The sequence below is a fragment of the Burkholderia sp. SR8 genome (genome assembly GCF_052851275.1).
On sequence record NZ_JAULUC010000004.1, the window covers coordinates 21,027 to 33,492 of the forward strand.

The 12,466-nt window shown below is 64.6% G+C and carries 11 protein-coding genes; 4 read left to right on the forward strand and 7 right to left on the reverse strand.

The annotated features are described in order from the left end of the window. The first annotated feature begins 44 nt into the window (after positions 1–44). On the forward strand, positions 45–998 hold the full coding sequence (locus Q3A80_RS05975) for a LysR family transcriptional regulator (RefSeq protein WP_446328155.1): 954 nt from the start codon (positions 45–47) through the stop codon (positions 996–998). Positions 999–1,037: 39 nt separating this feature from the next. Here the strand turns inward: Q3A80_RS05975 and Q3A80_RS05980 are convergent, their stop codons facing one another. Further along, a complete protein-coding gene (locus tag Q3A80_RS05980; protein WP_446328156.1) occupies positions 1,038–1,265 on the reverse strand; it encodes a hypothetical protein in 228 nt (75 codons plus the stop codon). Positions 1,266–1,457: 192 nt separating this feature from the next. Between Q3A80_RS05980 and Q3A80_RS05985 the strand changes: the two genes are divergently transcribed. After that, complete coding sequence (locus tag Q3A80_RS05985) at positions 1,458–2,363, forward strand: helix-turn-helix domain-containing protein (RefSeq protein ID WP_446328157.1); 906 nt, start codon at positions 1,458–1,460, stop codon at positions 2,361–2,363. Between the two features lie 299 nt (positions 2,364–2,662). Then, positions 2,663–3,556 (forward strand): NmrA family NAD(P)-binding protein, encoded by an 894-nt coding sequence (locus Q3A80_RS05990; protein WP_446328158.1) that lies wholly within the window; start codon positions 2,663–2,665, stop codon positions 3,554–3,556. Positions 3,557–3,639: 83 nt separating this feature from the next. Here the strand turns inward: Q3A80_RS05990 and tssE are convergent, their stop codons facing one another. From tssE to tssK, 6 genes are all read right to left on the reverse strand, one after another. Continuing rightward, on the reverse strand, positions 3,640–4,065 hold the full coding sequence (gene tssE / locus Q3A80_RS05995) for a type VI secretion system baseplate subunit TssE (protein WP_446328159.1): 426 nt from the start codon (positions 4,063–4,065) through the stop codon (positions 3,640–3,642). Between the two features lie 15 nt (positions 4,066–4,080). After that, positions 4,081–6,804 (reverse strand): type VI secretion system ATPase TssH, encoded by a 2,724-nt coding sequence (gene tssH, locus Q3A80_RS06000; protein ID WP_446328160.1) that lies wholly within the window; start codon positions 6,802–6,804, stop codon positions 4,081–4,083. Between the two features lie 136 nt (positions 6,805–6,940). Next, on the reverse strand, positions 6,941–7,426 hold the full coding sequence (locus Q3A80_RS06005) for an Hcp family type VI secretion system effector (RefSeq protein WP_006494514.1): 486 nt from the start codon (positions 7,424–7,426) through the stop codon (positions 6,941–6,943). A 107-nt stretch (positions 7,427–7,533) separates the two neighbouring features. Beyond that, positions 7,534–9,165 carry an OmpA family protein gene (locus tag Q3A80_RS06010; protein ID WP_446328161.1) on the reverse strand — a complete coding sequence of 544 codons (1,632 nt, stop codon included), beginning with the start codon at positions 9,163–9,165 and terminating at the stop codon, positions 7,534–7,536. Between the two features lie 83 nt (positions 9,166–9,248). After that, complete coding sequence (locus Q3A80_RS06015) at positions 9,249–9,980, reverse strand: DotU family type IV/VI secretion system protein (protein WP_446328162.1); 732 nt, start codon at positions 9,978–9,980, stop codon at positions 9,249–9,251. After that, the gene (tssK, locus tag Q3A80_RS06020) at positions 9,977–11,329 is read right to left on the reverse strand and encodes a type VI secretion system baseplate subunit TssK (RefSeq protein WP_446328163.1); all 1,353 of its coding nucleotides are present in this window, start codon (positions 11,327–11,329) and stop codon (positions 9,977–9,979) included. The genes Q3A80_RS06015 and tssK overlap by 4 nt, the downstream gene beginning before the upstream one ends. Before the next feature lie 595 nt (positions 11,330–11,924). Here tssK and tssB point away from each other — a divergent pair. Next, positions 11,925–12,437: a type VI secretion system contractile sheath small subunit gene (gene tssB, locus Q3A80_RS06025; RefSeq protein WP_446328164.1), complete on the forward strand. Its 513-nt coding sequence runs from the start codon at positions 11,925–11,927 to the stop codon at positions 12,435–12,437. Positions 12,438–12,466 lie beyond the last annotated feature (29 nt).

Sequence of the window (12,466 nt, forward strand, 5' to 3'; positions counted from 1 at the left end):
GTTTTGAACCTACGCGAACAATTTAATGTTTATAAGCGACTCATATGTATTCACTTATAGGAAAGACCGCGACGTTCCGGCAGCTGAAGGCGCTGGACATGATCGCGCGGCTCGGCAGTGTGTCGCGCGCGGCCGAGGAGCTGAACCTGACGCAGCCGGCCGTGTCGCTGCAGGTCCGCCTGCTCGAGGAAGCCGTGGGCGCCGCGCTGCTGCAGCGGGTGGGCCGCGGCGTGCAGTTGACCGCCGCCGGTGAAATCGTCGCGCGCTATGCGCGCGAGATCCTGCATCTGTGGAGCGAGGCCGGCGACGAAGTGGCCGCGCTGACCGGCGATCTCGGCGGTACGCTGCGGATCGGCGCCATTACGACGGCCGAATACCTGATCCCGCCGCTGCTGGTGAAATTCACCGCGACGCGTCCGCACGTGAAGACGTATTTCAAGGTCGGCAATCGCGACGACATCATCCGCATGCTCGCGACGCATGAAATCGATCTCGCGGTGATGGGCAGCGCGCCGAAGGAGTTGCGCACGCATGCGGTCGAGTTCGCGAAGCATCCGATGGTGTTCGTCGCGGCGCCGGGTCATCCGCTGATGCAGCGCAAGCGCATCGCACTGAAGGATCTCGAATCCGCGCACCTGCTCGTGCGCGAGCGTGGCGCGGGCACGCGCTCGACCGTCGAGAGCCTGTTCAAGACGGCCGGGTACCGCTTCCATGTGGGCTCCGAACTGTCGAGCAACGAGGCGATCAAGCAGATGGCCGAGGCAGGGCTCGGCGTCGCGTTCCTGTCGCTGCACGCGTGTGCACTCGAACTGCGCACCGGGCTGCTGGGCCAACTGCCGTTTCCGGGCAATCCGATCGTGCGCGAGTGGTACGTGATCACGCTGGCCGACCGGCGGATCTCGCAGGTGACGGGGCTGTTCCGCGACTTCCTGATCAAGCAGGGCGCGCCGGTGATCGACGGCGCGACCGTGGCGCCGCACGAGCGGCGGCGCAAGTAGGCGGATGAATTCGGACGGTGGAGCGGCGCGTTTCAGCGCTCACGCGATGCCGAAGTCGTCGTTGCTGTCGGGGATCGACGCGAGCAGCCGTTCGAGCCGGTACCAGCCGATCGTGCGCAGGCACCGCGCGGCAAGCGCGGCGCGGATGCGGCCGAGACGGGCGCGCGAACGCGACGGCGGACGCGAGGCGGCATGGGTGTTCGTATGGGGCGTGCGGGTCGGCGGCGGCGCGCTGAACACCGCGCGACGCGGGCAGCAATCGGGCATGGCGGGCTCCGTAGGTGTCGGATGACGCGATCGTAGGCGGGCCGGCGCCCGCTGGCGCGCAGGCCCGGATTGCCTTGAGCAGAAACGGATGATCTTTTTCAGCCGGGTGCGCGAGCGGGCGCTCCGGCCCGGCAAATGCGCCGAAAAAGCGTCACAATGCGCGTTCGACACCCGATCTGGTGGAGGGAAACCATGAGCGATCCGATCCTCGCCGCGCCGACCGACAACGGCGTGCCGGTCAGCCTGCGTTCCAGCCGCGGGCTCGGCTGGCGCGGCTTCGGCGCGTCGCTGCTGCAGATTCGCGCGGGCACCTACCGGATTCCGGCTGCCGAGCACCACCGCATCGGCGTGCATATCGGCTCGCCGGTTCGCGCCGATTGCGTCTGCGACGGCGAACGCGTGTCGCGTATCCAGGCGCACGGCGACGTCGACGTGATTCCCGCCGGCCTGCCGGGCCAGTGGACCGACAGCGCCGACTGCCGCATCCTGCACATCGCGCTCAGCGACACCTTCGTGCGGCGCACGTTCGAGCAACTCGAGCTGAAGCCGGCGCACGCGCAGATCCGCCGGCGGCTGCAGGTGCGCGACCCGCGGCTGCAGCACATCGCGTGGGCGATGGCCGCCGAACTCGAAGCGGAAGAGGCATCCGATCCGCTCTATGCGGAGAGCCTGTGCACGGCGCTCGTCGCGCGGCTCGTCGACAGCCAGCCGGCGTTCCGCGAGCGCAGGCGGACGCTCGCACCGAAGGCGGCCGCGCGCGTGATCGACTATGTCGAAGCTAATCTCGAACGGCGGATGACGCTGGCCGAACTCGCGGCGCTCGTGTCGATCAGCGTGCCGCACTTCAAGGTGCTGTTTCGCGAGACGCTCGGGATGCCGGTGCATCAGTACGTGGTCCGGCGCCGCGTCGAGCGTGCGAAGACGTTGTTGCTCGAAGGGCGGCTCAGCATCAGCCAGATCGCGCTCGAAGCCGGCTTTGCGCATCAGAGCCACATGGCGAACTGGATGAACCGCGTGCTGGGCGCGACGCCGACCGAGATCGCGCGCTCGGGCGCGCGCGGCGGGCTCAGGCTCGCTTTTGACGGCAAGGTCGATTGATCGACGGCCGTGCACGGTTGCTTTTCCGGCGCGCGCTGGGCGTTCGGCGAAGCCACTGTCCGCAGCACCTGGAGCACACGTCGTTTCGAACACTCAGGCTTTGATGATGAGGTCAGGCTGGATCCGAGCGCCATCGTCCAGCGGCTTACTCGCGAAATGCGCGGGGGCCCGCCACCCGTGCCCGCAGGATAGGTAACCGCGTGATCCGTCATCCGTTCGTGTCCGGATCATCCGACCGTGCGCGCCGTGTCCGCCGTGAGCGCCGACAATCACGTCACCTTCATCTCCAGGAGCGGATCGTGTTCGTGATTTTCGGAGCATCAGGCAACGTCGGCTTGTCGACCGTGACGACGCTGCGTCACGCAGGTCACCCCGTGCGCGCGGTGTTGCGCGACGCGCGCCAGCGCGAGCGGTTCGCGCAACTTGGCTGCGACGTCGCGATCGCCAACCTGGCCGACGCGCGCGCGATCGCTGCGGCGATCGACGGCGCGCAGGCCGTGCAGATGCTGTGTCCGGTGCCGGTTGCCGACAGCGACCCGGCCGCGACGATGGAGCACACGATCGACGTCGTGACGGGCGCCCTCGCCGCAAACCCGCCGCCGGCGCTGCTCGCGCTGTCGGACTATGGCGCGGAGCGCGACGGCAACACGGGCATCACGCGGCTCTTTCATCGTCTGGAAGAAAGCCTGAAAACGGTTCCGACTCGGCTCACGCTGCTGCGCTCTGCCGAACACCTGCAGAACTGGACGCGCGTGCTGCCCGTGGCACTCGCGACAGGCGTGCTGCCAAGCTTCCATCATCCGGTCGACAAGGTATTTCCGGCGGTTTGGGCACCCGATGTGGGCGTGGCGGCGGCGCGGCTGCTGCTGGATCGGACTGAATTCGGTAGCGGGCCGCGTATCGTCAGCATCGAAGGGCCGCAGCGCACAAGCGTGCGGGACATCGCGGCTATGCTCGGCACTGCGGCAGATCGGGAGATCGTCGCACGCGCGCTGCCGCGCGACGCATGGACCGCGACGCTGTTGCGCGCCGGGCTCGGCGAACGGCATGCGCAACTGATCGTCGATCTGTACGACGCGCACAACGCAGGGCAGATCGACGTGGAGGCCGGTGTGTCGGAGCGGGTCTACGGGACGAAGACACCGGCGGAGGCGCTCGCTGCGCTGGTGCGCGCGCATGCGGCGCGGGCGTGACGCGGGCAGCGGGCATCTGGCGTCGATATCGACAGACCGGAATTGACCGGACGCGAAATCCGGACCGCACTACGGGAAGCGCGTCAAGCGCGCGCCACGGTCCGGCGTTTCAACCACATGCGCCCGGACGGCTCGAAGTACGTACCGAAGCGCACGAGCCCGGCTTTCTTCAGATGGCACGTCATTTCAAAACTCATCAGCACGCCCGGATCATCGTTTTCGAGGATGGCGACGTCGATGGAGCGGATACGCGGCTCATATTTCAGGAGCGCCGCCTCCATCTGCTGCTTGAGCATGTGCGCTGACGCCGGCAGCGCCTTGTAGATGTTCGTCAGATCCGGCAGACCATAGTCCGGCAAGTGCTTCAGCGCGCCGGCACGCGAGTTCAGGATGCGCTGCACGTTTTGCTGGACGCTCATGCATTCGAGTGTCCGGTCGTCGTAGGCATCGAGCGGCTCGCCGCCGATTTGACCGAGCAACATGTCGTGGAGAGAGGGGCGCGCCTGCATCGTATTGGCTTTCGGTTACGGGTTGGCGGGTTTTTTGTCCGCGGTGTCAGACGCGGCGTCGCTCCGATCGATGAAATCGATCGTCAGGCTCCCGTCGGCCGAGCTCGACAACGCGATTTTCGCGGGCACGACGCCGACAGCCATGCGCGCAAGCAGTTCGCGCGACACATTCGGCAGGATCCGCTGATTGAGGAACGCATCGACGTTGCGCGCACCGGACTCGCGCGCGAGGCAAAGCTCGGCTATCGCGTCGATCAGCGACTCGTCGCACACCAGTTCAACGCCGTGCTGCCGGCGCAGGCGATCGGCGACCTTCGACAGCTTGAGCCGCACGATCGACGCGAGTGCGGCGGCATCGAGCGGCCGATAGACGAGCGTCTGGAAGCGCGCGAGCAGCGCCGGCTGAAAGTGCGCGACAAGCTGCGGATGGATCGACTCGAGCAACGCCGTCTGGGAAATCTGCGGATCGTCGGCGGTCATTTCGTCAATCCGCGCGCTGCCGAGATTGGACGTCATCAGGATCACGCAATTGCGGAAGTCGATCTCGCGTCCTTCGCCGTCGCGCATCATGCCGCGGTCGAACACCTGATAGAACAGGTCGAGCACGTCGCGGTGGGCCTTTTCGACTTCATCGAGCAGTACCACGCCGTATGGCCGCTGCCGCACGGCTTCGGTCAGGACCCCACCGCGGCCGTAGCCGACATAACCGGGTGGCGAGCCTTTCAGTTGCGATACCGTATGCGCTTCCTGATATTCCGACATGTTGATCGTCGTGAGCGCGGCTTCGCCGCCGAACAGCAGATCGGCCAGGGCGAGCGCCGTTTCGGTCTTGCCGACACCCGATGGGCCCGCGAGCAGGAAGACGCCGAGGGGCGCGTGCTCATTCTTGAGGCCTGCCTTTGCGGTGCGCAGGCTCTCCGCGAGCGCGGCCAGCGCGTCGTCTTGTGCGACTACGCGCCGAGCCAGCTGCTGCTCGAGGTTCAGCAGGCTCAGCAGTTCGTCTTCGACGAGGTTGCCGACCGGCACGCCCGTCCATTCCGCAACGACACGGGCGATGGCCGCTGCATCGACATCGACCGAGATCAGCGGTGCCTTGCCTTGCCGGTCGGCCAGTTGGCGCTTGGCCTCGTCGAGCTCGCGACGGCTCGACGCCGAGCCGCCTTCGGCGATTTCCGCGCGATACTGGTGAACGAGGCAGACGAGCTCCAGTTCGCCGACATGGCGCGTCTGCAAGCCTGCCAGGATGTCCCGCGCCTCTGACAGCGCACTCTGCACCGCCTCGCGCCGACACGCAACGTCGTCGATACCGGCGCGCGCATCCGCTTCGAGTGTCGCTTGTTCGAGTTCGAGCGCGGAGACCGCCGCGCGTGCACGCTGCAGTTCCGCGGGCGGCGATGCGAGTCCCATTCGCACCCGCGCGGCGGCGGTATCGATCAGATCGACCGCCTTGTCCGGCAGTTGCCGCGCGGGGATATAGCGCCGCGAAAGTTTCACCGCCGCGATCAGCGCATCATCCCGAATGTGCACGTTGTGATATTCGGCATAGTGGCTCTTCAAGCCACGCAGCATCAGGCACGTCGCTTCGTCGTCCGGTTCGTCGACCTTGACGATCTGGAAGCGGCGCTCGAGCGCGGCGTCGCGCTCGAAGAACTCCTTGTACTCCGACCAGGTGGTTGCCGCGATCGTACGCAGTTCGCCACGCGCGAGCGCCGGCTTGAGCAGGTTCGCGGCGTCCGCGCTGCCGGCGGCGTTGCCCGCACCGATCAGCGTGTGCGCTTCGTCGATGAAGAGCAGGATCGGCTCGGGGGAAGACTGCACCTCGTCGATGACGTTCTTCAAGCGTTGCTCGAATTCCCCTTTCACGCCGGCGCCCGCTTGCAGCAGACCCAGATCGAGGGTCAGGATGCGCACGTCGCGAATCGCGTCGGGAACGCTTTCCTCGGCGACACGCAGCGCGAGACCTTCGACGAGCGCGGTCTTGCCGACGCCGGGTTCGCCAACGAGAATCGGATTGTTCTTGCGCCGGCGCGCGAGCACGTCGACCATCTGCTGGATTTCGCGGTCGCGGCCGAACACCGGATCGATGGCGCCGCGTCGAGCCTTGTCGGTGAGATCGATCGTGAAGCGGGAGAGGGCGCCGCTGTCGGTGGTCCGCTGGGGCGCGAGTGTCGGTGCCGCGACGGATGGGGCCGATTCTGACGTCTGGTTGGCTGCGGCAGCGATTGAATGGTCATCCGCTCCGGCTTCGATATTGCCCGGTCCCGGGCTTTCGCACGAACGATGCGCCAGGCGCGGCAGAACGCGCCGGATCTGCGTGCTGCTGACCGACAGAAGAGGCCAGGCGTTTTGCGCACGCAATACGTGGGGCCGGTCGACGATCGCTTGCAGCACGTCGCCGGACCGGATGGTCCCATCGTCCGTCTCGGACGCTGCGAGCATCCATGCGTCCTGCAGCATGGTCGCCAGTTGTGGAGACAGCGCCGGCTTGCCGCGAAGATTGCGTGGCAGGTGCTCGATCGACGCGAGCAGCGCATCCCAGACGGTATCGATGTCGATACCGTAGTGCCGCAGGATCGCGGGGATGTCCCCGTCACCGGCTTCGATCAGCTTCAGCAGCCAGTGTTCGACGGTGATTTCGTCCGCGAGACGCGTCTGGCATAAGCTCACGGCCGCTTCGAGCGCGTTCGCGCAGGGTGGATTGAGTCGACGGAGCAGGTGGGTCGTGTCGCGCGGAATCATGTCGATGTCTGAAGAGGGAAGAGGCGACGCGTAGCCGTTGGCAACGCTCGGTCGCGAGGACAGGACGGCCAGCCTGAACCGGCCAGGCTGGCAAAAGAACCGCTCGTAGAGCCGGCGGTTCGGCCATCGTTAGCGATCAGGACCGCTCGTTCCAGGTGTCCTTGTGGATGATGTTTCCATCCTTGTACGACCACGTGATCGTTTCGTAGCGAAGCTCCACGTTTTCGAGGTGGTTGTGCTTCTCGTAGTCCGGGTTCTTGATGTCGTGCATGACCGGATTCACTGCGACGATCTTCACGTTGTCGAGCTTCGTGTTGAAGTACTCTTTCTCCTTGCCCGCGTCATCGATCTTGTACCACTTGATCTCGACCGACTTGAGCGTCTGGCCGCTCGTCACGGCCTTGTACAGATACGGCGTCGACGCATCGGTTTCCTTCGTCAGCGTGATCGGCTTGTGAACGCGCGTGCCGGTCAGCTTGCCGGTGTTGCCGTCGGTCGGGATATGCACGCCGTGGTCGAAGGCGACGAGCTCGACGCTCCCCTCGCGGTCCTGAACCGTCACTGAACCCTTGATGTCTGCGCCGCCATCATCCTTGAGCCACATATAGGCCGGAATTGCCATTGCCTTACTCCTTTTTATTGCACTGTCTGTACTACTAAACTCGCCAGGAGCGTGCTCCTGAGCTTGAGAATCCCGCAGCGGATCGCTTCGGGGGCTAAACTGGATGGCTACTTGCCGGTGTCCGGCACCAGCGTAATTTCCACGCGGCGGTTTCGCGCGCGACCTTCGGGGGTATCGTTGGTCGCGAGTGGGCGGGTCATGCCATAGCCTTGAATCGCAAACCGGGTCGCAGACATGCCGGATGCGTCGACCAGCCAGTCGCGCACCGCTTCCGCGCGCGCGGTCGAGAGCTTCAGGTTGCTGTCCGGATTACCCACGTTGTCGGTGTAACCGGCGACGAGGATGCGTTTGTCCGGATGTGCATTGATCATGTCGAGCGCGCCGACCATCGCACGGTTGGACCCGGGCTTCAGCAGGGCCTTGCCACTGTCGAACAACGACATGCTGTCGAGCGAGACCACAGCCGGCGGCGGTGGCGGCTCGTAAGATGCGATCGCATCGTTCAGCACGGGCATCAGCTGCGCGCCCCGATACATGCCGAACGACAAGCGCAGCGGAATACCGGTGCGCGCGTAGCGGTCGAGTTCGTCGCGGTCGGCCGTAAGCGCGCGCAGCGCGTCGCGCTTCGCGGCGTCTTGCTTTGCCGGGATCGCCGAATAGCGGCCGAGATCGGCGGTAATGCGATTCAGCAGCGCTTCATTGTTTCTTGCCGCGCCCCAGAACGCGATGACTGCGGCGCAGGCGAGCATGGCGACTGCGTGGCCGACGGCGGCCTGTCGAGGAGACATCCAGTATCGCCGCGGCATCGCTTCGATCAGCGGCTGCGGTAGCGGCCACGGCGCTGGCGACGCGGTGGAGGATGCACGCGCAACGTGCGTCTGCGTTTCGACATCGCGTTCCCACGGACTTCGAGACGTACTTGCCGGACCGCAATCGATCCAGCCGGCGCCGAACAGCGCCCATGGCATCGCCGGCTGTTGTCGATCCGTCAATGCGTCGAATACCACTCGCTGCGTCCAGTTGATGACTGAGGCGAGCGAGGCGGCGCGTGTGGCCGCGCGGCGGTCGCCTGATGTGCGCTCGACGTCGCTTTCCGCTGCGCGGACCACGGCTTCAAAACGTTCGCTACCCGGTACGCCGGCGGCCGACGACACGCCGTACCACACCGGCGTCGAGAGGTCGGTGGGGCCGGTGGTAAGCCGCTGGTAGACCGCGACGTAGCCGGGCAATGTCGTACCGAGTACACGGGCTGCATCGGCGACGGCCTGTCGTAGGGTGCGCAAGTTCCGCGTCAGTGTGTCGGTGTCCGCATGCAATGCAGGCGCGACGGACAACACGATGCCGTCGGGCGCTCGGCCGTCACGCCACTGCCTGACCGCAACGGCCAAGCGCGGTAGATCCCGAAGGCGATCGACCCGCAGCCAGATGCCGCCGTCGCCGACGTGTACGTGCCGGACTTCTTCCGTGCGGTCGAGCAGCGCGGGCAGGCCGTCGCCGGTCACCAGCACGAGCGGCATGCGTGTGCGCAGCTTAAGCGGAATGTCAGCCGTTGCTGCACCCAGCGCGGTAAGCACATGTGTGCTCTGGCGGCGCGCGCCGACAAGCTTGCGCGTACACCACACCATCAGCGCGAACGCGACAATGCCGGCAATGGTGGTAAGTGCCCAGGCAGAACCGGAACCGAGCGGCAGTACCAGCCAGATCAACGCGAGCGCCAACACGGTTGCGAACGCGATCATGAGCCGTGCTGGATATCCGAGGCCTTCGTGCGCGCGATCAGGCGGCCGCTTCGATTCCGCGGAGAGGGCAGGCAGATCGGATCTCACGGGCGAACAGCCTTTGCTGCCACCAGATGCGCGAGTTGTCCGTCGAGCGTGGCCGACCAGACACCCCACACGATCGCGGCGGCGATACATGCGAGCCCGGCGATCGCCCACGGAGAGAGCCGGTAGAACCAGTCGGATACGCGGCGTCCGGCGCGATCCGCGATGAACGGACGATCGGGGGCAGTTCGCAGCGTTTCAAGCTTGGCATTCAACGACGCGATCAGCGCAGTCCGCTGAGCTTCACCATCACGGGCATACCGGCCGACAAATCCCATGCCGAGGATGGCCGAGTAGCACTCGAGCAAAGCGATCGGCGGCGCTGGATCGCGCATGCGCATGTCGAGGCGTTCGAATACGCGCTCACCGGCTTCGTGCAGGTTGAACTGTTCCACCTGCAGCGGCTCACGTTCCCATGCGGATCGCGATTCGCCCGGCAGGTGTCGCAGCGCTACCTCGTCGAGCAGCCCGCACTGGGCAATCAGTGCGTCGCTGCGCACGTCGTCCGGAAAGCCGCGGTGCTGCAGCGCGCGCGCGAATTCCTCGACGAGCTGCTTGCAACGGGCCCGCAATGCGACCGCATCCTGCGTCTGTCCGCCCGATGTGAGCGTCGTCACAAGCAGGGCGGTATCGCGCAGCAGATCGCGTATCCCGTCGCTGCGCGCGTTGCTCGCGCCCCGTGCATTCGGCAGCAGCGCGGTATCGCTTCGATTGGAGGTCAGGGCATTCACGAACGCAACACCGCGTAAAGTTCGAGCGAGGCGTCCGGTACCGACGCGGGCAAATAGATCTGGCACGCTCGCGCTGCGAGCATCCTCGCGTGCACGGCACTGGATGCATCGAGCGCGAAATAATGATTGTCGAGGCGTACCGGGATCGCGCCCGGTACGCGCTGGACGGCCTTCAGCGGGACGCCCAGCAGAGCCGAATTGACGATGTGTTCGACGTCGTCGGGTGCGCCGATCTTGCAAAGCCGCGGAAACTGTTCGACCAGTTCGAACGCGGACATCGGTGCGTTGACCGACAGATACCAGTCGGCGGCATCCGCGACGATCCGTTCGTCGAGGAACTGACCGGTCCACGTGGTCGCCCCGTTGCGGGTGAGGCCGATCGACACGACTCGGGACGGAATGATGGCGTCGAGGAGATTGCGGATCATCGATTCAAGCTTCGCGAACACCTCGTCGGCTCGTACATGGTCGTACACCGGAATGTCGGTGAGCTGTGCTTCGGTCGAGAACGTCATCAGCGCGCTCGTCAGCTGCGCTAGCGCCGTGTACATATGCTCCGGCGGGCGGCCCGGATGCATGGCGAACAGTCGCAACTGCGGCCATGCCGCGTGGATGCAATGGAGCAGCCAGAAGAGCTGCACATCGGCCACACCGTATTCCGCGACCTCGGCGATGCGTTCGCTGCGGCGCGTACCGAGCGCCAGGGTTCTGGCGTGCAGGATGTCCGCCAGCCGATTGATCCGCTCGATGTGCCGCGGATGGCTGCCGAGCGTGAGGCACGGCGGTACGAACTGCTGATCGATCTGGAACAGGCCGTCGGATCCGCGCGTCAGTCGCGCGATCGCGCAGACCGTGTCGTCGGCATGCGACTCGAAGTCGAACACGATCCGTACTGCATGTCGTTCGACGGCGATTTCGGCATCGCCGGTGCCGTTCAGATCGGCAACCTTGACGAATTCACGGTAAGCGCGCCGTGGCCGAGCGAGCGATGCCTCGTCGAAACGGCAGTTGCTGCCATTCGCGTCCGGCAACGCGAGCGCCGCAAACACGACGACGCTCTGCACATCCGCCGGCACGCCTTGCGTCAGATCGCGCGCAGACGGAAGCGTATCGGCGACGGTCGTGTCGATCGGGGTGCCGTCCGGAAAACACAGCCGCAGGCGGGCCAGTTTGAAGCGCCCCGTCGACAGTGCTTCTTCATCGACCTCGACGGCAAGTGTTCCCCACGGCTGCGCCATCGCCGCGGATGTGGACTGACGTAGCGCAAATGCAGTCCATCTGTCCTGTTGCTGAAAATGCTGCTGCGTCAGGATGAGGCCCTCGTGCCATAGCGGCTTCGCGATTCGCATGGTCTCTCGTGTGATGAGTCTGTTCGTTATTCGGTTCAAGGGCGTAACCTATACACGACATTTTTCTGAATGTGCAACGTGTTTCTGAAAAACCATGTAGTTCGGTTTGCTAATGACAAACCGGCAAATGTGAACAAAGTTAACGGTCCATCGGGTGATTATTTTCGGGATATTCGGATTTGTCCGTGATTTCTACCTCTCCGTAGGAGATCGCGTTTGAGTCGCGCGAAAACCACGCGCGCAGATGTTATGAGGGGGATTGCGCAATTGACGATGGATTCGAGCGTCTGCATCGGATTTGTACGTCATTTATCTTGAAAATATCGCGTGGAGTTTTGGTTTGTAAATTGTTTCCAGATGTTTGCGATTTTTTGCATTTGATCGATGTGGTTTATGCGCGACGCGCTTTGACTATCTCGCAGTTTGGCGTGTATAAGTCCAATGCGCTTTAGCCATGCGAGCTGAGACCACGCGATGAAATGCCGATCGAGACATGCTGCGCATTGCATCCACGCGTGACGTATCGACCCGATCATCGGGTTGAATGCGCCATGCTCCTGCTCAATGCTTCACCATCACTAAATAAGGACTGCAAATGGATAGCTTCCAGAGAGAAATCCCGAAGAGCCGTGTCTCGATTACGCTGGATTTGCATACCGGCGGAGCCCAGAAGAAGGTCGAGTTGCCGTTGAAGCTGCTCGTCGCGGGCGACTTCAGCGCGGGCCGTGAACAGGCGCCGCTGGCCGAGCGCAAGAAGGTCAATATCGACAAGAACAACTTCGATGCGGTGCTGGCCGATCATGCGCCGGATCTCAAGCTTGCAGCCGAGAACACCCTGGCCGGCGATGGCTCGGAGCTGCCGGTGAATCTCTCGTTCCGTTCGATGAAGGATTTCGAACCGGAGCAGGTTGCCCGGCAGATTCCCGAGCTGCAGGCGATGCTGGCGATGCGCAATCTGCTGCGCGATCTCAAGTCGAATCTGCTCGACAACGGCATGTTCCGCCGCGAGTTCGAGAAGATCCTGAAGGACAAGCGCCTCTCCGACAAGCTGCGTGGCGAGCTTGGGCAAATCGCCACGGCGACCCTGCAACAGGAAGGCCATGCGTGAACGTGGGCGGCCGAAGACGGCCGTCACCG